At 72.2% G+C, this 20,296-nt stretch carries 21 protein-coding genes and 2 tRNA genes; 15 read left to right on the top strand and 8 right to left on the bottom strand.

Translation table 11 applies throughout. From position 1 onward, the window contains the following. Nucleotides 1-150 precede the first annotated feature (150 nt). On the top strand, nt 151-1,503 hold the full coding sequence (locus Cs7R123_RS35740; protein ID WP_212833206.1) for a glutamine synthetase family protein: 1,353 nt from the start codon (nt 151-153) through the stop codon (nt 1,501-1,503). Nucleotides 1,504-1,530: 27 nt separating this feature from the next. On the opposite strand, the gene Cs7R123_RS35735 is transcribed toward Cs7R123_RS35740, so the two are convergent. Then, nucleotides 1,531-2,442, bottom strand: coding sequence for a 3-methyladenine DNA glycosylase (locus Cs7R123_RS35735; RefSeq protein WP_212833204.1), 912 nt, complete (start codon nt 2,440-2,442; stop codon nt 1,531-1,533). 71 nt (nt 2,443-2,513) lie between these two features. Between Cs7R123_RS35735 and Cs7R123_RS35730 the strand changes: the two genes are divergently transcribed. The 6 genes from Cs7R123_RS35730 to Cs7R123_RS35705 all read left to right on the top strand — a co-directional run bounded on the left by Cs7R123_RS35730 (nt 2,514) and on the right by Cs7R123_RS35705 (nt 5,531). Continuing rightward, on the top strand, nt 2,514-2,852 hold the full coding sequence (locus tag Cs7R123_RS35730) for a PadR family transcriptional regulator (RefSeq protein WP_212833202.1): 339 nt from the start codon (nt 2,514-2,516) through the stop codon (nt 2,850-2,852). Further along, on the top strand, nt 2,849-3,655 hold the full coding sequence (locus Cs7R123_RS35725; RefSeq protein WP_212833200.1) for an ATP-binding cassette domain-containing protein: 807 nt from the start codon (nt 2,849-2,851) through the stop codon (nt 3,653-3,655). The genes Cs7R123_RS35730 and Cs7R123_RS35725 overlap by 4 nt, the downstream gene beginning before the upstream one ends. Then, a complete protein-coding gene (locus tag Cs7R123_RS35720) occupies nt 3,652-4,335 on the top strand; it encodes an ABC transporter permease (protein WP_212833198.1) in 684 nt (227 codons plus the stop codon). The genes Cs7R123_RS35725 and Cs7R123_RS35720 overlap by 4 nt, the downstream gene beginning before the upstream one ends. Before the next feature lie 52 nt (nt 4,336-4,387). Beyond that, nucleotides 4,388-5,176 (top strand): fumarylacetoacetate hydrolase family protein, encoded by a 789-nt coding sequence (locus Cs7R123_RS35715; protein WP_212833196.1) that lies wholly within the window; start codon nt 4,388-4,390, stop codon nt 5,174-5,176. 89 nt (nt 5,177-5,265) lie between these two features. After that, nucleotides 5,266-5,337: transfer RNA gene (locus tag Cs7R123_RS35710), tRNA-Gln, on the top strand. 121 nt (nt 5,338-5,458) lie between these two features. Then, a tRNA-Glu gene (locus Cs7R123_RS35705) sits at nt 5,459-5,531 on the top strand. Nucleotides 5,532-6,120: 589 nt separating this feature from the next. On the opposite strand, the gene Cs7R123_RS35700 is transcribed toward Cs7R123_RS35705, so the two are convergent. Then, on the bottom strand, nt 6,121-6,807 hold the full coding sequence (locus Cs7R123_RS35700) for an IclR family transcriptional regulator (protein WP_212833194.1): 687 nt from the start codon (nt 6,805-6,807) through the stop codon (nt 6,121-6,123). A 66-nt stretch (nt 6,808-6,873) separates the two neighbouring features. Here Cs7R123_RS35700 and leuC point away from each other — a divergent pair, with 66 nt between their 5' ends. From leuC to Cs7R123_RS35685, 3 genes are all read left to right on the top strand, one after another. Next, nucleotides 6,874-8,283, top strand: a complete 1,410-nt coding sequence (gene leuC, locus Cs7R123_RS35695) for a 3-isopropylmalate dehydratase large subunit (protein ID WP_212833192.1) — start codon at nt 6,874-6,876, stop codon at nt 8,281-8,283. Between the two features lie 14 nt (nt 8,284-8,297). Next, a complete protein-coding gene (leuD, locus tag Cs7R123_RS35690; protein WP_212833190.1) occupies nt 8,298-8,885 on the top strand; it encodes a 3-isopropylmalate dehydratase small subunit in 588 nt (195 codons plus the stop codon). Between the two features lie 221 nt (nt 8,886-9,106). Continuing rightward, complete coding sequence (locus Cs7R123_RS35685; protein WP_244872354.1) at nt 9,107-9,676, top strand: HU family DNA-binding protein; 570 nt, start codon at nt 9,107-9,109, stop codon at nt 9,674-9,676. 71 nt (nt 9,677-9,747) lie between these two features. Here Cs7R123_RS35685 and Cs7R123_RS35680 read toward each other — a convergent pair whose 3' ends face one another. Further along, the gene (locus Cs7R123_RS35680) at nt 9,748-10,413 is read right to left on the bottom strand and encodes a TetR/AcrR family transcriptional regulator (RefSeq protein WP_212833186.1); all 666 of its coding nucleotides are present in this window, start codon (nt 10,411-10,413) and stop codon (nt 9,748-9,750) included. Nucleotides 10,414-10,505: 92 nt separating this feature from the next. Between Cs7R123_RS35680 and Cs7R123_RS35675 the strand changes: the two genes are divergently transcribed. Next, nucleotides 10,506-10,862 carry a DoxX family protein gene (locus Cs7R123_RS35675; protein ID WP_212833184.1) on the top strand — a complete coding sequence of 119 codons (357 nt, stop codon included), beginning with the start codon at nt 10,506-10,508 and terminating at the stop codon, nt 10,860-10,862. Here the strand turns inward: Cs7R123_RS35675 and Cs7R123_RS35670 are convergent. The 4 genes from Cs7R123_RS35670 to cofC form a co-directional block, all read right to left on the bottom strand. Then, nucleotides 10,810-11,697, bottom strand: coding sequence for a CHAD domain-containing protein (locus tag Cs7R123_RS35670; protein WP_212833182.1), 888 nt, complete (start codon nt 11,695-11,697; stop codon nt 10,810-10,812). The two genes, Cs7R123_RS35675 and Cs7R123_RS35670, sit on opposite strands and share 53 nt — an antisense overlap. A gap of 34 nt (nt 11,698-11,731) precedes the next feature. Next, nucleotides 11,732-13,972, bottom strand: a complete 2,241-nt coding sequence (locus Cs7R123_RS35665; RefSeq protein ID WP_212833180.1) for an RNA degradosome polyphosphate kinase — start codon at nt 13,970-13,972, stop codon at nt 11,732-11,734. Nucleotides 13,973-14,096: 124 nt separating this feature from the next. Next, nucleotides 14,097-14,291: a cold-shock protein gene (locus tag Cs7R123_RS40580; RefSeq protein WP_244872353.1), complete on the bottom strand. Its 195-nt coding sequence runs from the start codon at nt 14,289-14,291 to the stop codon at nt 14,097-14,099. Nucleotides 14,292-14,301: 10 nt separating this feature from the next. Continuing rightward, on the bottom strand, nt 14,302-14,886 hold the full coding sequence (gene cofC / locus Cs7R123_RS35660; RefSeq protein WP_244872352.1) for a 2-phospho-L-lactate guanylyltransferase: 585 nt from the start codon (nt 14,884-14,886) through the stop codon (nt 14,302-14,304). Between the two features lie 178 nt (nt 14,887-15,064). Here cofC and Cs7R123_RS35655 point away from each other — a divergent pair, with 178 nt between their 5' ends. Genes Cs7R123_RS35655 through Cs7R123_RS35645 form a run of 3 tightly spaced genes read left to right on the top strand, consistent with a single transcriptional unit; the run spans nt 15,065 to nt 17,905 of the window. Beyond that, nucleotides 15,065-15,787, top strand: a complete 723-nt coding sequence (locus tag Cs7R123_RS35655) for a 1-acyl-sn-glycerol-3-phosphate acyltransferase (RefSeq protein ID WP_212833178.1) — start codon at nt 15,065-15,067, stop codon at nt 15,785-15,787. Continuing rightward, nucleotides 15,784-16,776, top strand: coding sequence for an NAD(P)H-dependent glycerol-3-phosphate dehydrogenase (locus tag Cs7R123_RS35650; protein ID WP_212833176.1), 993 nt, complete (start codon nt 15,784-15,786; stop codon nt 16,774-16,776). The genes Cs7R123_RS35655 and Cs7R123_RS35650 overlap by 4 nt, the downstream gene beginning before the upstream one ends. Nucleotides 16,777-16,807: 31 nt before the next feature. Continuing rightward, nucleotides 16,808-17,905 carry a cystathionine gamma-lyase gene (locus Cs7R123_RS35645; protein ID WP_212833174.1) on the top strand — a complete coding sequence of 366 codons (1,098 nt, stop codon included), beginning with the start codon at nt 16,808-16,810 and terminating at the stop codon, nt 17,903-17,905. Between the two features lie 638 nt (nt 17,906-18,543). Here Cs7R123_RS35645 and Cs7R123_RS35640 read toward each other — a convergent pair. Beyond that, entirely contained in the window at nt 18,544-19,065 is a 522-nt protein-coding gene (locus Cs7R123_RS35640; protein ID WP_212833172.1) for a hypothetical protein, read from the bottom strand. A gap of 82 nt (nt 19,066-19,147) precedes the next feature. Here Cs7R123_RS35640 and Cs7R123_RS35635 point away from each other — a divergent pair, with 82 nt between their 5' ends. Beyond that, the gene (locus tag Cs7R123_RS35635; RefSeq protein ID WP_212833170.1) at nt 19,148-20,257 is read left to right on the top strand and encodes a D-alanine--D-alanine ligase family protein; all 1,110 of its coding nucleotides are present in this window, start codon (nt 19,148-19,150) and stop codon (nt 20,255-20,257) included. The last annotated feature ends 39 nt before the right edge of the window (nt 20,258-20,296 follow it).

Raw genomic sequence — 20,296 nt, 5'->3', positions numbered from 1 at the left:
GAGCTCCTTCGTGCTGCCCGGTAAAACGGGCAAGAAGGGTTCCGGTTGCGGTGTCACCGTCGCGGGGCGTACAGCTTGAGCATGGCGTAACGTGCGCGTAATGAGGCCGCGCGAGACTGGCCGGAGATCAGAGTCGAGAAAGGCGCCATCGTGGATCGTCAGCAGGAGTTCGTGCTGCGTACGCTTGAGGAGCGCGACATCCGGTTCGTGCGCCTCTGGTTTACCGACGTGCTGGGCACCCTGAAGTCGGTCAGCGTCGCGCCCGCCGAGCTGGAGGCCGCGTTCGACGAGGGCATCGGCTTCGACGGCTCCGCCATCGAGGGCTTCGCCCGGGTGTACGAGTCCGACATGATCGCCATGCCCGACCCGACGACCTTCCAGGTCTTCCCGTTCGAGGGCGGCGGCTCGGGCGAGAGCGCCCGCATGTTCTGCGACATCCTCATGCCCGACGGCACCCCGAGCTGGGCCGACCCGCGCCACGTGCTGCGCCGGGCGCTGTCGAAGGCCGCCGACAAGGGCTTCACCTTCTACACCCACCCCGAGGTCGAGTTCTTCCTGCTCGCCGACGCCCCGGCGGACGGCTCCCCGCCGATCCCGGTCGACTCCGGCGGCTACTTCGACCACACCACGCACGCCGTCGCGCGCGACTTCCGCCGCCAGGCGGTGCTGGCCCTGGAGCGCATCGGCATCTCGGTGGAGTTCAGCCACCACGAGGTCGCGCCCGGCCAGCAGGAGATCGACCTGCGCTACGCCGACGCGCTCACCACGGCCGACAACATCATGACCTTCCGCCACGTGATGCGCGAGGTCGCGCTGACGCACGGCGTGCGGGCCACGTTCATGCCCAAGCCGTTCACCGACCAGCCCGGCAGCGGCATGCACACCCACCTGTCGCTGTTCGAGGGCGAGCGCAACGCGTTCCACGACCCGGCCGACCCGCACAAGCTGTCGAAGACGGCCAAGGCGTTCATCGCGGGCATCCTGACTCACGCCCGGGAGTTCACGGCGGTCACCAACCAGTGGGTCAACTCGTACAAGCGGCTGTTCCCGCAGATGATCCCGGACCGGATCTCCGAGGCGCCCGCGTACGTCTGCTGGGGCCACCTCAACCGCTCCGCCCTGGTGCGCGTCCCGGCGTACGGCAAGCCCAACTCGGCCCGGGTCGAGGTGCGCTCGCTGGACTCGGCGTGCAACCCGTACCTGGCGTTCGCGGTGCTGCTCGGGGCCGGCCTGCGCGGCATCGAGGAGGGCTACGAGCTGCCCCCGGGCGCCGAGGACGACGTGTGGGCGCTGTCGAACGCCGAGCGCCGCGCGATGGGCTACTCGGCCCTGCCGGAGAACCTGTCCGAGGCGATCGACGTCATGGCCGGGTCCGAGCTGGTCGCCGACGTGCTCGGCGAGCACGTGTTCGACTTCTTCCTGCGCAACAAGCGCGCGGAGTGGGAGGAGTACCGCCGCGAGGTGACGCCCTACGAGCGCCGCAAGTACCTCGGCGCCCTCTGACGGTTCATCAGCGCTCCAGCGTCAATGCTAAGCGGGGTGGGCGGCACCCGCGGCACTCGCGGCCGCCTGGCTCGGGGCGGCGGCGAGCATGGTGTCGCAGGCCGCCACCAGGGCGGCTCGCAGCGGGGCGGCGCGGTCGGCGAAGGCGCGCTGCTCGGTGGCGTACCGTGCCCGCCCTTCGGGCGTCTCGATCAGCACCGGTGCGAAGCCCAGGTCGGCCAGGTCGTATGGGCTGGCGCGCATGTCCAGCTCGCGGATCTCCCGCGACAGCGCGAAGCAGTCCGCGACCAGCTCCGCGGGCACCAGCGGGGACAGCTTGTACGCCCACTTGTAGAGGTCCATGTTCGCGTGCAGGCACCCCGGTTGCTCCAGCGCCTGCTGGGACTCCCGGGACGGCTGGAGCACGTTGAGCGGCCGCGCGGGCGCGGTGAAGAAGCGGAACGCGTCGAAGTGGGTGCAGCGTACGCCCCGGTCCTCGACGACCTCGGCCGTCGCCGCCGGTGACAGCCGCAGCGGCCAGGCGTTGTGCCGCACCTCGGCCTGCGTCTGGCGGTAGACCATGGCCCACTCGTGCATCCCGAAGCAGCCCAGCTGGGCGGGCCGCGACGCGGTCGCGGCGAGCAGGTCGCGGATCCAGCGCACCGAGTCGGCCCGCCGGGCGATCAGCGCCGGGTCCAGCACCGTGCCGCCGTCGGCGCAGACGTAGTCGCGGGCGGGCTCGCCGCCCTCCAGCAGCACGCCCGCGCCCGGGTGCCAGGTGCGCAGCTGGGCGGGCCGGTGCGAGTAGTACGTGAACAGGAAGTCGTGCACCGGGTGCTTCACGCCGTTGCGGCGGCGGTGCAGGTGCTGGTCGATCCAGCCGTCGACGCGCTGCTCGTGGGCCGTGCGGCGGGCACGCCAGGCGGGCTCGGCGAGGCGGGTGGCGGTCGCGGTGGTCACCGGCCAAGGTTAGCGGCCGGGCCGGTCTAGATGGCGACACCAGCTAGCTGGCTGTGCTACCTTCTGCCGCCATGGACTCCGAACGGCGCAGCCAGTGGCTGCGAGGGGTGCTGGACCTGTGCGTGCTCGGCCTGCTCGCCCGCCGCGAGTCGTACGGCTACGAGCTCACCCAGTCGCTGCGGGCCGCCGGCCTCGGCGAGATCCAGGGCGGCACCCTCTACCCCGTGCTGCTGCGGTTGCAGCGCACTGGGCAGGTCAGCGCCGACTGGCGCGAGGGCGGCGGCGGCCCGGCCCGCAAGTACTACCTGATCACCCCGGCGGGTGAGTCGACGCTGCGGCAGGCCGCGGCGGACTGGACCGGGTTCACCGGCGGGGTGGGCGCGATCCTGGGAGAGGTGGCGACGCGATGACCTGGCTGGACGAACTGGGGCGGGAACTGGCCCGGCAGGGGCTGCCCGAGGGCGCGGTGCGGCACGTGCTCGGCGAGACCGCGGCCCACCTGTGGGACAGCGGCGAGGACCCGGTGCGGGCGTTCGGCCCGGCCGCGGCGTACGCGGTGGTGGTGGCCGAGAGCATGCGCGGCCCGGCGCCGTCGCGGCCGCGCGAGGCCGGCCCGGTGCGGCTGGAGGTCACCGGCATCACCAAGCGGTACGGCCGCCGCCAGGTCCTGCGCGACGTGGACCTGACCGTACGCGCCGGCGAGGTCGCCGCCGTCGTCGGCGCCAACGGCAGCGGCAAGAGCACCTTCCTGGGCATCTGCGCCGGGCTGGTCGGCCCCGACAGAGGCACCGTCCGGGTGCACGGCACCCTCGGCTACTGCCCGCAGGGCGGCGGCACCAGCGACTTCCTGCTGCCCGAGGAGCACTTCACCCTGGTCGGCGCGGGGCGCGGGCTGGGCCGCGAGGACGCCCGCGCCGCCGGGCGCGCCCACGCGCGTGCCCTGGACTGGGATCCGGCGCCGACCCAGGCCCGGCACCTGTCCGGCGGCACCCGGCAGAAGCTGAACCTGGTCATGGCCGGGCTGGGCGAGCCCGACGTGCTGCTGCTCGACGAGCCGTACCAGGGCTTCGACCGGGGGTCGTACCTGGACTTCTGGCAGCAGGTGGCGGCCTGGCGCGATGCCGGCAAGGCCGTGGTCGTCGTCACCCACCTGCTGAGCAGCCGCGACGGCGTCGACACCGTGCTGGACCTGACACCCCGGGAGCGAGCGTGACCAAGACCCTGACCGTCGCCGAGATGGCGCTGCGCGAGGTGTCGCGCCGCCGGGGCGTGCTGGCCATCCTGCTGGTGTTCCCGCTGGCCTTCTACCTCAGCCGCCGGGACCACACCGGACAGTCGATCCGGTTCGTGTGCCTGGGCGTGGGCTGGGCGATGAGCACCGCGGCCCTGTTCGCGGGCAGCGCGGCGCGCTCGCTGGAGCCCCGGCTGCGGCTGTCCGGCTACCGCGGGCACCACCTGTGGCTCGGGCGCCTGCTGGCCCTGTGGGCACTCGGGCTGGCGCTGGCGCTGCCGTACTTCGTGCTCATCCGCCTCGACGCCCAGAACGTGCGCTACGGCGCGATCGCACTGATCATGCTGCTGACGGTGGCCGTGGCCGTCCCGTTCGGGCTGGCCCTGTCCTCGGCGCTGCCGCGCGAGCTGGAGGGCATGCTGGTGCTGCTCACGGTCGTCGGGTTGCAGATGATGATGGACCCGGCCGACGCCGCTTCGCGGGTGCTGCCGTTCTGGTTCAGCCGCGAGATCGGCACGTACGCGGTCGACCACACCGACAGCGGCTACCTGCACCGCGGTCTGGTGCACGGGCTGCTGTTCCTGGCGGCGCTGCTCGCGGTGGTCGCGCTGGGCTCGGCCGTCCGGCTGCGGCGCCGCCCACACCTGCGCTTCGTGCCCTGAGCGCCCGCGTTAGGTTGGGCACGAGGAAAACTGTCGACAGCTGGGGGCTGTGGTGCGGATCGCACGCTTTGTTCATCCAGGAGGAATGTCGTTCGGGGTCGTCGAGGGCGACCCGGACGCGGGATCGCAGGGGCTGACCGTACGCGTCATCAACGGCCACCCCTTCGGTGAGCTCGATCTCACCGACCAGCGGTACGCCGTCGACGACGTGCGCCTGCTCTCGCCGATCCTGCCCAGCAAGGTGATCGGGGTCGGGCGCAACTACGCCGACCACGCCGCCGAGCACGGCGTGGAGGTGCCGAAGGAGCCGCTGCTGTTCCTCAAACCGTCCACGTCGGTGATCGGGCCGTACGACGTGATCCGGCTGCCCGAGCAGTCGCGGCAGGTCGAGCACGAGGCCGAGCTCGCCGTGGTGATCGGCGCCACCGGCGCCCGCCGGGTCGACCGGGCCGCGGCCGAGAAGGCGATCTTCGGGTACACCGTCGCCGACGACGTGACCGCCCGGGACCTCCAGCGCAGCGACAACCAGTGGACGCGGGCCAAGGGCTTCGACTCGTTCTGCCCGATCGGGCCGTGGATCACCACCGGTGTGGACGTCGGCGACCTGGAGGTGCGGTGCGAGGTCAACGGTGAGGTGCGGCAGCTCGGGCGTACCTCGGACATGGTGTTCGACGTGCCGACGCTGATCTCGTACATCTCCCACGTGATGACGCTGCTGCCCGGTGACGTGATCCTGACCGGCACCCCGGCCGGGGTCTCGCCGATCGTCGCGGAGGACGTCGTCAAGGTCCGGATCGCGGGGCTGGGGGAGCTGCGCAACCCGGTCAAACCGGTGGTGTGACGGGAGCTCCGCGACGCGCGGGGGGTATCGATTTGGCAGGGCCGGGGGTGTCAGGTAAAGTTCACACCCGGCAGCGGAGACGGTGCCGATGGGGTATGGGGTAATTGGCAGCCCAACTGATTCTGGTTCAGTTAGTCTAGGTTCGAGTCCTGGTACCCCAGCTTCCAAGCCTGATCGGGCGAGAGCCCGATTCGCGCGTGGGAGCTGGAACTGTTAGAGTTTCAGCAGGCCGCCGAGCTGAGAAATCAGCTGAGGCGGTCGAAAACTGAAAAGGAAAGTCCTGGCCCCGTCGTCTAGCGGCCTAGGACGCCGCCCTCTCAAGGCGGTAGCGTGGGTTCGAATCCCATCGGGGCTACAGATCAATCGGCTCACCAGCAAACGCTGGTGAGCCGATTGCTTTTCCCGGCATAGCCCGGCCCGCCGCCCGGTCCGGCTGGCGCCTGCCCACCCGCCGATCGGCGGCGTTCGGCGTTCGGCCATCGCGCTTCACCGGCCGCCGCGCCGTGGGACATCGCGCATGAAGCCGCTGCACGCCGTAAAGATCGCCGATTGCGGTCCGATACTGCGGTCAGGGCGAAGGTTTCGACCGGAGACAGTGATCACAGAGTGAGCCCCGTCGGCACCGCCCGCCGGGGATCGGTCCGGAGACGGCGATCGCGGCGTGAAGATCGCCGTCTGCGGTCGGAAACGGGACTCCTGGGCCACCTTTCGACCGGAAGCAGCGATCATGGCCGCCAGCCGCCAGCCGCCAGCCGCCAGCCGCCAGCCGCCAGCCGCCAGCCGCCAGAAGTGGGGGCCGAGACCGGCCGGGGCTGGGGCGAGTTGCCGGGCAATCGGGCGTATCTTGGCCGGTCATTCCCCCGATCGCCCGGCAACTTGGGTGGTCTTGGAGATGGGGAGGCCCCGGTCGCCGCACTGGTGACCGGGGCCTCGGGGGTATCGGTTCAGAGGCCGGACAGGCGCTGTCCGGCGCGTACGACCGCCATGGCGTGCCGATCGCCGGGGCGGCGGCCCAGGCGCTCTATGGGACCCGACACGCTGATCGCCGCGATGACCCGGCCGGTGCGGTCGCGCACGGGGGCGCTGACCGAGGCCACGCCCGCCTCCCGCTCGGCCACCGACTGGGCCCACCCGCGCCGCCGTACCTCGGCCAGGGTGCGGCCGGTGAACTTGCAGCGCGGCAGCAACGGCATGACCGCCTCCGGGGGTTCCCACGCGAGCAGGATCTGGGCGGCCGAGCCTGCCGTCATGGGCAGGATCGCGCCGACCGGCACCGTGTCGCGCAGGCCGCTGGCCCGCTCGGCGGAGCAAACGCAGATGCGCTCGTCCGCCCGGCGCAGATACAGCTGCGCACTCTCGCCCGTCGCGTCCCGCAATGCGGACAGCAGCGGCTCTGCCGCTGTCAGCAGTACGTCGGGGGCCGCGTTGGCGAGCTCTCCCAATCGGGGACCCGGGCGCCAACGGCCCTGCGTGTCCCGTACCAGCATCCGATGAATCTCCAGCGCTTGCGCCAGCCGGTGCGCCGTTGCCCTCGGCAGCTTGGTGCGATCGACGAGTTCCGCGAGGCTCGCGCCGTCGACACAGGCGGCAAGGATCACTACCGCCTTGTCAAGCACGCCCACGCCAGACATACTGTGTCCCACAGACCGAAACATACCTCCCAAGATGCGGGATGTCCAGATGGTGGGAGACACCCAGTGAGCAGGACCCTTGCCCAGAAGGTCTGGGACGCACACGTGGTACGCCAAGCCAACGGCGAGCCGGACCTCCTCTATATCGATCTTCATCTGCTGCATGAGGTGACCAGCCCCCAGGCCTTCGACGGCCTCCGGCTGGCCGGACGTGCGGTGCGCCGGCCCGATCTGACGATCGCGACCGAGGACCACAACACGCCCACCGACAACCTGCTGACGATCAGCGACCCGGTGTCGCGGACGCAGATCGAGACCCTGCGCCGTAACTGTGCCGAATTCGGCGTGAAACTGCACCCGCTGGGCGACCCGCAGCAAGGTGTGGTCCACGTGATGGGACCGCAGCAGGGTCTGACCCAGCCGGGCATGACCATCGTCTGCGGCGACTCGCACACCTCGACCCACGGCGCCTTCGGCGCGCTCGCGTTCGGCATCGGCACCTCCGAGGTGGAGCACGTGCTGGCCACGCAGACGCTGCCGCAGTCGACGCCCAAGCAGATGGCGGTCACCGTCACCGGTGAGCTGCCCCCGGGCGTCTCGGCCAAGGACCTGATCCTCGCGCTGATCACGCAGGAGGGCACCGGCGGCGGCCGCGGCTACGTGGTGGAGTACCGCGGGCCCGCGATCGAGAAGCTGAGCATGGAGGGGCGGATGACCGTCTCCAACATGTCCATCGAGTGGGGCGCCAAGGCCGGCCTGATCGCGCCGGACGAGACCACGTTCGCCTGGCTGAAGGGGCGCACCTTCGCCCCCCAGGGCCAGTCCTGGGACGACGCGGTGGCCTACTGGCGCACCCTGCCGACCGACGAGGGCGCGGTCTTCGACAAGGAGGTCTTCCTCGACGCCTCGGCGCTGACGCCGTTCGTGACCTGGGGCACCAACCCGGGCCAGGGCGCCTCGCTGGACGGCAGCATCCCGGACCCCGAGTCGTTCGCCAGCGAGTCCGAGCGCGCCGCCGCCCGCCGGGCGCTGGAGTACATGGACCTCCAGCCGGGCCAGGCCCTGCGCGACGTGAACGTGGACGTGGTCTTCGTCGGCTCGTGCACCAACGGCCGCCTGGAGGACCTGCGCACCGCCGCCGAGGTGCTGCGCGGCCGCCACGTGGCCGACGGCGTACGGATGCTGGTGGTGCCGGGTTCGGCGGCCGTGCGCGAGCAGGCCGAGGAGGAGGGCCTGCACGAGGTCTTCACCGCCGCCGGCGCCGAGTGGCGCTTCGCCGGGTGCTCGATGTGCCTGGGCATGAACCCCGACACCCTGAAGCCGGGGCAGCGTTCGGCGTCCACCTCGAACCGCAACTTCGAGGGGCGGCAGGGCAAGGGCGGCCGTACCCACCTGGTGTCCCCGGCCGTGGCCGCGGCGACCGCCGTGACCGGCCACCTGTCCGCACCCGCCGACCTCGCGCCCGTCGCGGCCTGATCCGGAGGTTTCCCATGGAGAAGTTCACCGTGCACACCGGCACCGCGGTGCCGCTGCGCCGTTCCAACGTGGACACCGACCAGATCATCCCGGCCGTGTACCTGAAGCGGGTCACCCGCACCGGCTTCGAGGACGGCCTGTTCAGCGCCTGGCGCGAGGACCCGTCGTTCGTGCTCAACAACCCGGTCTACGCCGGGGCGTCGGTCCTGGTGGCCGGGCCGGAGTTCGGCACCGGCTCGTCGCGCGAGCACGCGGTGTGGGCCCTGCACGACTACGGCTTCCGGGTCGTCATCTCCCCGCGCTACGGCGACATCTTCCGCGGCAACTCCCTCAAGCAGGGCCTGCTGACGGTGGAACTGCCGCAGGAGGCGGTGGAGACGCTGTGGGAGCTGACCGAGGCCGACCCGGCCACCTCGGTGGAGGTGGACCTGGTGGCGCGGGAGGTCCGGGCCGGCGGCCACGCGTGGGCGTTCGCGCTGGACGACTTCAGCCGCTGGCGCCTGCTGGAAGGCTTGGACGACATCGGACTCACCCTGCGCCACTCCGACGCGATCGCCGAGTTCGAGACCCGGCGTCCCTCTTTCGGAGTGCTCGTCGGCTGAGGCCATAGGCCCGTAAACAGGGCCTTTTCCGGGCCGTACCCGGCTGATGAAGAGTGACAGCAACGCGAAATGCCCCCGTCCGGTTATGCGGACGGGGGCATTTCTGCGTTGCGACACATAGGTGGTTTTTCACCCTCCTGTTGGCATATTGCTGACGTTGGGCCTACTGTGCGCACAGAATGACTGTTATAAGTCCAGTAGTACCTATACGGGAGGAATCCGTGAACAAGACAGAGCTGATCGACGCGATCGCCGCTCACCCCACCGTGGTCGACAAGAAGACCGCCGCGGCCGTGCTGGAGGCCACGCTCACCGAGATCCAGAACGCGGTCACCAAGGGCGACAAGGTCTCGCTGACCGGCTTCGGTGTCTTCGAGAAGCGGGCCCGGGCCGCGCGGATGGCGCGCAACCCGCGTACCGGCGAGGCCGTCAAGGTGAAGAAGACGTCGGTCCCGGCCTTCCGTCCCGGCGCGGGCTTCAAGGACACGGTGGCGGTCGGCAAGGTCGCCGCCCCGGCCAAGAAGGCCGCCAAGTCCGCGGCGAAGAAGACCACCGCCGCCTCCACCCGCCCGGCCACCAAGGCCACCGCCGCCGCGAAGACGGCCCCGGCGAAGAAGGCCGCGGTCAAGAGCACCGCCACCAAGGCCGTCGCCGCGAAGGCGACCGCCGCCAAGAAGGCGCCGGCCAAGACGGCGGCGGCGGCGAAGAGCACGGCGGCGGCCAAGAAGACCGTGACCGCCAAGGCGACCGCGAAGAAGGCGCCGGCGAAGAAGGCCACCAAGAAGAGCTGACCCGACTGAGTACGACCACAGGCGAGCGCCCGCCCGGACCCCCGGGTGGGCGCTCGCCTTTCGCGTACCCGCTATTGCTGCGGCGGTTGGGAGCGGCCCTTGCAGCCGGAGATGCGCAGCATGGCGCGGTAGGTCTGGCGCGGCGTGGGCGGTGCGGGCAGCGGTTCGGCGCGATCGGAGACCCGGAACGCCTGCAACAGGTACGCCACCAGCCGCTGCCACGCCTTCGGGGCGGCCTCGGCGGTGCCGCGCAGCACCCCGGCGTTGGCCATCAGCAGCAGCGGCAGGTCCTCGGCGACGTAGTCCTCGCGCAGGGTGCCCTCGGCCTTGGCCGCCGCCACCAGGTCGGTGAAGCCGCGGTGCAGCGCGATCCGGCGCTGCTCGAAGTCGCGGGAGCCGGGGAAGCTCATGGTGAGCACATCGGCCAGTCCGCCGTCGGCGGCCTGCATGGCGCAGACCGCGGTGACGTAGCCGCTGAAGCCGGTCCAGGCGTCCGGCGCGGCCTGGGCGTCGCGCAGCGCCTGCTCGTACTGCTCGATCTTCGTGCTCGCGGCGGCGGCGGTCAGGTCGTCGCGGGTGGGAAAGCGCCGGTACAGCGTGGCGATGCCGACCCCGGCCCGGCCCGCCACCTCCTCCAGCGGCACGTCCAGACCCCGTTGCGCGAACAGCTCGCAGGCGGCGGTGACGATGCGGTCGCGGTTGCGGGCGGCGTCGGCGCGCAGCGGATTGCCCTCCATGATCAGAAGGGTAGCAGGACTGGAGGACCGCCTCCGGTTAGTGCTACCGTCCCGTCGACAAGTGGAGGAGATCCACCGTTTAGGAGAAACTGATGAACACCGCCCTGTGGGTCGTGCAGATCCTGCTCGGCCTGGCCTTCTTCGCCGCCGGCCTGATGAAGTCCACCCAGCCCAAGGAGAAGCTGCGGGCCAACCTCGGCTGGGTCGACGACTACTCGGCCGGGATGGTCAAGCTCATCGGCGTCAGCGAGGTGCTCGGCGGCATCGGCCTGATCGCGCCGTGGGCTACCGGGATCGCCCCGGTGCTGACCCCGATCGCGGCCGTCGCCCTGGCCGCCGTCATGGTCGCCGCCGCCGTGGTGCACCTGCGCCGCAAGGAGTACCCGGGCATCGTCTTCAACGTGATCCTGGGCGCGCTGGCGGTCTTCGTCGCCGTCGGCCGCTTCTGAGCAGGACCATCAGCGCCGTGCGGGCGGCACGGGCGGCGGCGGACTCCCGCTCCACCAGCCGCCCGCACGTCACCGCCACCTCCGGGTGCTCCCGCCCGAGCGCCTGCCACAGCGCCGCGGCCACCACGGCGTCCTGGTGCTCGCCGAGCAGGTCCTGGAGTTCGACCAGGGCCCTGGCCAGGCGCCGCAGGCCCACGGCCTCGGCGGCGTAGCGGGCGCGCTTGGCGCTGATGCGTACGCCGTGCCAGTCCACATCGGGCGAGGCGGGGGTCAGGTCCCGGGTGCCGGGGACGTCGCGGCGGCCGCGCCGCAGGTGGCGCAGCGGCCGCCGGACCAGCTTCCGTCGGCTGACCGGGGCGAACGCGGCGTCGGCCAGCGGGACGTGCTCGGCCGCGGCCGCCAGCCGCCCGGCCAGGACCGCGTAGCGGGCGGTGTCCAGGCCCGCCAGCACCGCGCGGTGGGCCGCCGCCCGACGGGCCGCCAGCAGGCCGTCCAGGGCCGCCACGGCCGCCGGGTCCAGGGGGTGCGCCGGGTCGGCACCGGCCGTCGCCCACAGCCGGGCCCGCTGCACCTCGGCGTCGCGGGCCCCGCCGAGCAGCCCGGCCAGCCAGCGCAGCTCCGCCCGCAGCGGCACCGACCAGCGCCGGTCCACCAGCGGCGCGAACGTACGCAGATCCGAGCGCAGCCGGCGGCAGCCGACCCGCATCCGGTGCACGGCGGAGTCCCCGCCGGGCACGGGCGCGTCCAGCCGCACCAGGGGCTCGTGGGCCAGGATCTGCGCCACGGACCTGCGTACGGCCGAGGTGACCAGGCTCGCCGCCACCCGACCGGCCATGCGGTCAAGCCTAGTCGCCCCGGCGCCGTACGCCTCAGCGCTTGAGCACCCGGTTCAGCAGCGCCACCTGCAGGTCGACCCGGGGGTGTTCCGAAGTGGAGATGTAGCGGGTCCAGCTGCCGTCCGACTCCAGCTCGAACGTCTCGGTGCCGTCGGACATCGCGGCGTCGAGCAGGTCGGCCAGCTCGGCGCGGGCGGTGGCGTCGGTGACCTGGATCAGCGCCTCCACCCGCCGGTCGAGGTTGCGGTGCATGATGTCGGCCGACCCGATCCAGAACTCCGCCCGGCCCCGGCCGGCGCGCGGGTCGCCCGCGCCGAAGCGGAACAGCCGCGAGTGCTCCAGGAACCGGCCCAGCACCGAGCGCACCCGGATGTTGTCCGACAGGCCCTTCACGCCGGGCTTGAGCGCGACCATGCCGCGTACGAACAGGTCCACCTGCACCCCGGCCTGCGAAGCCCGGTAGAGGGCGTCGATGACCGCCTCGTCGACGAGCGAGTTCACCTTGATCTGGACCAGGCCCCGCTTGCCCTGCCGGGCCAGCTCCGCCTCGCGGTCGATCCGCTCGATGAGGCCCGACCGGACCCCGTGCGGGGCCACCATCAGCCGCCGGTACGCCGTCTGGCGGCTGTAGCCGGTCAGGGAGTTGAACAGGTCGGTCAGGTCCGCGCCGATCTCGGGATCGGCGGTGAGCAGGCCGAAGTCCTCGTACATGCGGGCGGTCTTGGGGTGGTAGTTGCCGGTGCCGATGTGGCAGTAGCGGCGGATCTGGCCCGCCTCCTCGCGCACCACCAGCGCCGTCTTGCAGTGCGTCTTCAGGCCCACCAGGCCGTAGACCACGTGGCAGCCCGCGCGCTCCAGCATCCGCGCCCAGCCGATGTTGGCCCGCTCGTCGAAGCGCGCCTTCACCTCGACCAGGACCACCACCTGCTTGCCCGCCTCGGCGGCGGTGATGAGGGCGTCCACGATGGGGGAGTCGCCGGAGGTGCGGTACAGCGTCTGCTTGATCGCCAGCACGTGCGGGTCCACCGCCGCCTGCTCGATGAACCGCTGCACGCTGGTGGAGAACGAGTGGTACGGGTGGTGCAGCAGGATGTCGCCGTCGCGCAGGATGTTGAAGACGCTGCGGGTGGACTCGCCGTCGCGCAGGCGCGGGTGGGTCGCGGGGACGAACGGCGCCTCCTTGAGGTCGGGCCGGTCCACGTCGTAGATCTGCCACAGCCCGGACAGGTCCAGCAGGCCCGGCACCCGCAGCACGTCCCGGGCGTCGACCTCCAGCTCCGTCACCAGCGTCGCCAGCACGTGGTCGGAGATCTCCGCCGACACCTCCAGCCGCACGGGCGGCCCGAACCGGCGCCGGGCCAGCTCCCGCTCCATCGCCTGGAGCAGGTCCTCGTCGCGGTCCTCGTCGATCTCGACGTCGGCGTTGCGGGTCACCCGGAACAGGTGCTGCTCCACCACCTCCATGCCGGAGAAGAGCTGCCCGAGCTCGCCGGCGATCAGCTCCTCCACGGGCAGGAACCGGTAGGCCGTCTTGCCGTCGGCGGTCAGGATGCGGCCGGAGCCGCTGTCGACCTGCACGAACCGGGGCACGTTGTTGGGCACCTTGACCCGGGCGAACAGCTGCTCCCCGGTGGCCGGGTCGCGCACCACGGCGGCGACGTTCAGCGACAGGCCCGAGATGTACGGGAACGGGTGCGCCGGGTCGAAGGACAGCGGCGTCAGCACCGGGAAGATGTGCTCGCGGAAGTACGACCGCAGCTGCTCGCGCTCGCCCCGGTCCAGATCAGACCAGCCGACGATGCTCACGCCGGTCTTGGCCAGCGCCGGGCGCAGCACCTTCGCGAACTCGGTGGCGTGCTCGGCGACCAGCTCGGAGGAGCGCTCGGCCACCATCTCCAGCTGGAGCCGGGTCGGCACCAGGTCGGCGCCCCGGGTGGGCAGGCCGGTCTCCAGGCGGCGGCGCAGCCCCGCGATGCGGACCATGTAGAACTCGTCCAGATTGCTCGCGAAGATCGCCATGAACTTCAGGCGCTCCAGCAGCGGCTGCCGCGTGTCCTCGGCCAGCGCCAGCACCCTGGCGTTGAAGTCGAGCCAGGAGACCTCGCGGTTGAAGTACCGGTCCTCGGGCAGTTCGACCGGGGCCGGGTCGGCGGGCGCCTGTGCCTGCGCGATCAGCTCGGGCGTGGTCGTCTCGGCGCTGTCCGGCCCTGCCTGGGCCGGCACGGAATCGGATGTCGAGGACTTTCGCGGGCGGCGGGGCGGAGTCTGGCTCACCCCACAATTCTGTCCCGATCAACATGAACGAGGGGTGAACTCGTGGCAGCGCAGGGTGGTCGCGCCAGCGAGCGCGGACCGTGGCGTCCGTCACTGCATGCCGGGTGTCACCGCACGGCGGGTGTCACGGCATGGTGGGTATGGCGATCCGGCGCAACCGGTCGCCGTCGTACTCCAGCCGCACCCGCTGGCCCAGCCGCAGCAGCCGCAGCCCGGAGGCCTCGAACGCGGCCCGGTCGAAGGCGACCGGGGTGCCGTCGTCCAGCAGCAGCGTGCCGGTACGGGAGTCGGGGTCGAACGTCGCGACGGTGCCCTGCATGGCTGCCAACCTACGCCGCCGAGCCCGCGTACGGCAGGCCCCAGGCCCGAACCGCCGCCAGGTCCTCGGCCGTGTCGACGTCGCGGCGCAGCGTCGGCCAGCCGCCGCCGAGCCGCCGCGCCCCCGACAGCTCGTGCGCGGCCGCCGAACCGGGGCCGAACCGCGGATCCAGGCGCCCGCCGACCGCGCTGACCAGCAGCACCGTCCCGATTCCGGCCGCGTCCGGCACGAAGGCCCGGCCCGGTCCGGCCGCCGCGAGCGCCTGCGCCAGCTCGTCGGGCCGCAGCGCGGGCAGGTCGGCGGGCAGCGCGGCCAGCCGCTGCGTCCGGCCGTCGAACCGGTCGGCGGCCTGGCACAGCGCGTCGTTGAGGTCGCGGCCGGTGTCGGGGGCGATCTCCGCCCCGCAGTCGCGCAGTTCCCGGGCGGCCCTGCCGTCGCGGGTCACCACGTAGACCCGGGCCACCCCGGCGGCGGCGCGGGCGGCGCGGACCGTACGGCGGGCCAGGTCGAGCACGAGCGCCTCGTGGTCGGCCTCGGCGCCGCGCAGCCGGCTCTTCGCCTCGGCCAGCGGCTTCAGCGGAACCAGGACAGTCACGGGCAGGGCGGGCACCATGCCATTCTGGCGCCCCGGCGCGGCGGTGGCGGTACCGGCGGGCGGGTTCCGGGTATGCCGGGACGTGACATGATGCGCTCACGTGGTCGTGACGTACCCTGGTGCGCCACGACGGCGGTGGCGTCCGCCGGAGGCGGCGGGCGTGTTGAAGGAGGCTACGTTGGCGCGGCGCAGGCTGGGCTTCTGGCAGCGGTTCGCGGTGTACCTGGTCAAGCCGGCGATGACCGTGCTCACCCGGCGGGACTGGCGCGGCTTCGAGCACATCCCGGCCGAGGGCGGCATCATCCTGGCCGTCAACCACGTGTCGCACGCCGACCCGTTCACCACCGCCCACTACGTGTACGACTCCGGCCGCTGGCCGCAGTTCCTGGGCAAGGAGAGCGTCTTCCGGATCCCGCTGGCCGGGAAGATCCTCCACTGGTGCAGGCAGATCCCGGTCCACCGCGGCACCGCCGACGCCGTCAAGGCGCTCGACGCCGCCGTCGAGGCGGTCCGGGAGGGCGGCTGCGTCGTCATCTACCCCGAGGGCACCACCACCAAGGAACCCGACCTGTGGCCGATGCGCGGCAAGACCGGCACCGCCCGGCTCGCGCTGCTCACCGGTGCGCCGGTGATCCCGGTGGTCACCTGGGGGCCGGAGCGCATCTTCGACCCGCGTACCAAGAAGGTCCGGCTCATTCCGAAGATCCCGGTCTCGGTGTGGGCGGGCGAACCCGTGGACCTGTCCCGCTGGCAGGGCGCCGAGCCGACCGCGGCGGTGCTCAACGAGATGACCGAGGCCGTGATGCTGCGCCTGCGCGACATGCTCGCCGAGATCCGGCACGAGCCGTCCCCGCCGCCGATCTGGGCGCCGTCGACGCGGGCCGAGGGAGCGGAGCGATGAAGGTAGCGGTGCTCGGCGCCGGTTCCTGGGGGACCGCCTTCGCCAAGATCCTCGGTGACGCCGGCAACGACGTCGCGCTGTGGGCGCGCCGCCCCGAGATCGCCGCCGCGATCCGCGAGACCGGCCGCAACCCGGAATACCTGGAGGACATGTACGTCGGGGCGCGGGTCACCGCGACCGGCTCGGCGCTGGAGGCCATCGACGGCGCCGAGATCGTGGTGCTCGCCGTGCCGTCGCAGACCCTGCGCCCGAACCTGGCCGACTGGGCCGCCTCGGTGCACCCCGACGCCACCCTGGTCTCGCTGATGAAGGGCATCGAGCTGGGCACCACCCAGCGGATGAGCCAGGTCATCGTCGAGGCCGCCGGGGTGTCGCCCGACCGCGTCGCCGTGGTCAGCGGGCCCAACCTGGCGCCGGAGATCGCGCTGGAGCAGCCCGCCGCCACCGTCGTGGCGTGCAGCGACATCGACCGGGCCACCACCGTGCAGCGGGCGACGACCACGCCGTACTTTCGGCCGTACACCAACGACGACGTCATCGGGTGCGAGCTCGGCGGCGCGGTCAAGAACGCGATCGCGCTCGCGTACGGCGTCGCGCACGCGATGGGCCTGGGCGACAACACCAAGGCCATGCTGGTCACCCGGGGCCTGGCCGAGACCGCCCGGCTCGGTGTGGCGCTGGGCGCCGACCCGCTCACCTTCTCCGGCCTGGCCGGGATGGGCGACCTCATCGGCACCTGCATGTCACCGCTGTCGCGCAACCGCACCTTCGGCGAGCACCTGGGCCGGGGCAAGACGCTGGAGCAGGCGCAGGCCGCCACCCGGTACACCGCCGAGGGCGTCAAGAGCTGCCTGGCCATCCGGGACCTGGCCCACTCGCACGGCGTCGAGATGCCGATCACCGAGCAGGTCGAGCGGATCTGCCACGAGGGCGTCGACCCCCGGACCGCGCTCACCACGCTGATGTCACGTTCGACCAAGCCCGAGTGATCCCGCCAGGTGGGCCGGTTACGGTTCGCCTATGACAACGCAGTACGGCGACAGCACCCTGTCGGTCCACGTCGGCATGCCCGAACCCGTTCCCGGAGCACCGCTGCTCCCGGGCCCGGTGCTGGCCGCCCCGTACCACCTGCCGCCCGAGGGCTACCGGCCCGACCTGGACGGCTACGGGCGGGGCGACAACCCGACCCGGCGGCTGCTGGAGGCGGCCATCGGCGGGCTGGAGGGCGGCGACTGCCTCGCCTTCGGCAGCGGCCAGGCCGCGATCACCGCGCTGCTGCTGACGGTGCTGCGTACCGGTGACACCCTCATGATCCCCGCCGACGGGTACTACCAGGTGCGCGCTTTCGCCGCGAGCACCCTCGCCGGGCTCGGCGTGCAGACCGTCGAGGTGCCCACGGCCGGTCCCTACCCGTCCTTCGACGGCGTACGGCTGGTGCTGCTGGAGACCCCCGCCAACCCCGGCCTCGACCTGGTCGACATCGCCGCCGTCGCCCAGGCCGCCCACGCCGCCGGAGCCCTGGTCGCCGTCGACAACACCACCGCCACGCCGCTGTCGCAGCGCCCGCTCGACCTCGGCGCCGACGTGGTCGTCGCCTCCGGCACCAAGGCCATCTCCGGCCACTCCGACCTGCTGCTCGGCTACGTCGCCACCCGCGACGCCGACCTGCTCGGCGGCATGCGCCAGTGGCGGGCGCTGGCCGGCGCCATCCCGTCGGCGTTCGACTGCTGGCTGGCCCGGCGCTCCATGGGCACCCTCGCCCTGCGCCTGCGCCAGCAGGCCGCCAACGGCGCCGCCGTCGCCGCGCTGCTGCGCGGGCTGTCCGGGGTCCGGGGTGTCCGCTGGGCGGGGGACTCGCCGATCGCGGCCCGGCAGATGAAGATCGTGCCCGGGCTGGTGTCGTTCGAGCTGGGGTCCGCGGAGCAGGTGGCGACATTCCTGCGCGCGTCGAACCTGGTGGCGGCGGCGACGAGCTTCGGCGGCCTGCACAGCAGCGCCGACCGGCGCCACCAGTGGGGCGACAACGTGGCACCGGGATTCGTCCGGCTGTCCTGCGGCGTCGAGGACACCGAGGACCTGCTGGCGGACCTGCGTACCGCCCTCACCGCCGCAGCCTGACCCACCCAACCCCCCGCCCCGCCCCACCCCACCCCGTCCCGTCTCACCCCGTCCCGTCCCACCCCGTCCCACCCCGTCCCACCCAACCCGTCCCACCCACCCCACCCAGCCCGTCGCTTCCCAGCCCCGTTTTTCATAGACGTTGGCCTATTACGTGGAAGGTGATCTACGTGGAGTCGACGAGATAGGCCAGCGTCTATGTCGGCGGGAGTGAGGTGGGTCGGGGGAGTCGGCGGTTTCGGTCAGAGCCCGGCTTCGAGGGGATGGAGGGTGGCGGGTTTGACCGAGGACAGTGATCTTCGGTGCGGAGGGGCTGATGATCGCTGCTTGCGGTCAGAACGGACTGCTCAGCTCGACGTTTTGACCGAAGACAGCGATCTTGTGGCGGAACCCCGGCGCGAGTCCCTTCGCCCGTCCCGCCCCGCGCCGGCCCCCGCGCCCGGCCCCCGCCCCGCGCCCGGCCCCCGCCCCGCGCCCGGCCCCGGCCCCGCGCCCGGCTGGCCGTTCGGCGCGCAGGCGCCCGCCGCCGCAGGTCACCCTTCGAAGTTGCCGGGCAATCGGGGCAATGAGCACCGCTCATTGCCCCGATTGCCCGGCAACTTGGCCTGGGGTGGGGGTGCTCGTGGAGGTGCGGTCGGTTAGGCGGCGGTGGGGGCCGGGGGTGGGGTGGGGGCGGGCTGGGGGGTCAGGGCGAGGATGTGGCGGCGTACGACCAGGAGCGGGACGATGCCGAAGACGCCGAACGAGCAGTCGATCGGGATCCACCACCACGGCAGCCCCCGGGTCGGCGCCGCGATCAGCGCCAGCGGGATCACCGCCACGCAGCAGAACATGCCCCAGTGGATCACCCAGAGGTTGCGGACGGGGTCGCGCAGCGGTCCCCAGTAGGCGGCCGCGATGACCAGGTGCGCGAAGGCCAGCCAGTCCGTGCCGTACGCGAGGAAGGGGTAGTCCCGGCCCGTCGCCTCCAGTCCGGCGCGGACGTGGCCGAGGAAGTCGACCAGGGCCTGCGGTGCGGGCACCCAGGGCTCGCGTAGCAGCCCGTCGAGCCAGCGGACCTCGGTGAGCAGCGGAAAGGCCGTCGCGCCGCTCAGCACGAGGCAGATGATGAAGCAGACGAGCCAGATGCGGATGCGCCGCAGGCGCGCGTGAGGGGTCACGGTGCGAGACCCTAGTGCCACCTGGGGTGCCGCACGACGTGCTCTTCACCGGTTCATCACAGAGCACGGTAGGGTCAGCCGCGTGAGTGAAAGCAGCCAGCGCAAGATCCGCGTCGCCGTCGTCTTCGGCGGGCGCAGCACCGAGCACGGCGTCTCCTGCGTGAGCGCCGGCAGCATTCTGGGCGCGCTCGACCCCGACGAGTACGAGGCGGTGCCGGTCGGCATCACCCGCGAGGGACGCTGGGTGCTCGCCTCGGGCGAGTCCCCGCTCGCGATCGAGGGCGGCGCCATGCCCGAGATCACGGCCGCCTCCGGCCGGGCGGTCGTGCTGCCCGCCGACCCGACCAGCCACGACCTGGTGGTGCTGGAGCCGACCGAGGGCGCCGCGGCGGCGCTGGCCGAGGTCGACGTGGTCTTCCCCGCCCTGCACGGGGCGTACGGCGAGGACGGGACGATCCAGGGGCTGCTGGAGATGGCGGGCATCCCGTACGTCGGGGCGAACGTGTTCGCCTCCGCGGCCGCCATGGACAAGGAGTTCACCAAGAAGCTCGCGGCCGCCGAGGGCATCCCAGTCGGGCCGTACGCGGTGCTGCGCAACGGCCAGGAGCTCACCCAGGCCGACCGCGACCGCCTCGGCCTGCCGGTGTTCGTGAAGCCGTCGCGGGCCGGGTCGTCGTTCGGCATCAGCAAGGTCAGCAGCTGGGACGAGTTCGACGCGGCGCTGGCCAAGGCGCGCGCGATCGACCCGAAGGTGCTGGTCGAGGCCGCGATCGTGGGCCGCGAGGTGGAGTGCGGCGTGCTGGAGGGCGAGGCCGGCGGCCAGCCCGAGGCGTCCGTGCTGGCCGAGATCCGGGTGGTCGCGGGCGGGCACGAGTTCTACGACTTCGAGGCCAAGTACCTCGGCGACGACTGCGAGTACGACCTGCCCGCGAACCTGTCGCCCGAGCTGGCGGCGCGGGTGCGGGAGCTGGCGGTGCGGACCTTCACGGCGCTGGACTGCGCCGGGCTGGGGCGGGTCGACTTCTTCGTCACGGATGACGGCGAGGTGTACCTCAACGAGATCAACACCATGCCGGGGTTCACGTCGACGAGCATGTTCCCGCGTATGTGGGCAGCCAGCGGGCTGGACTACCCGAAGCTGGTGTCGCGGCTGATCCGTACCGCGCTGCACCGGGGGACCGGTCTCCACTGACGCGCGCCCGGTCGGCCCGGGTCACGTACCGGGGGCTGC

The organism is Catellatospora sp. TT07R-123 (genome assembly GCF_018327705.1).
GTDB lineage: Bacteria > Actinomycetota > Actinomycetes > Mycobacteriales > Micromonosporaceae > Catellatospora.
Note: the sequence above shows the minus strand (reverse complement) of the source record. Positions and strands in the feature narration are given on the sequence as shown.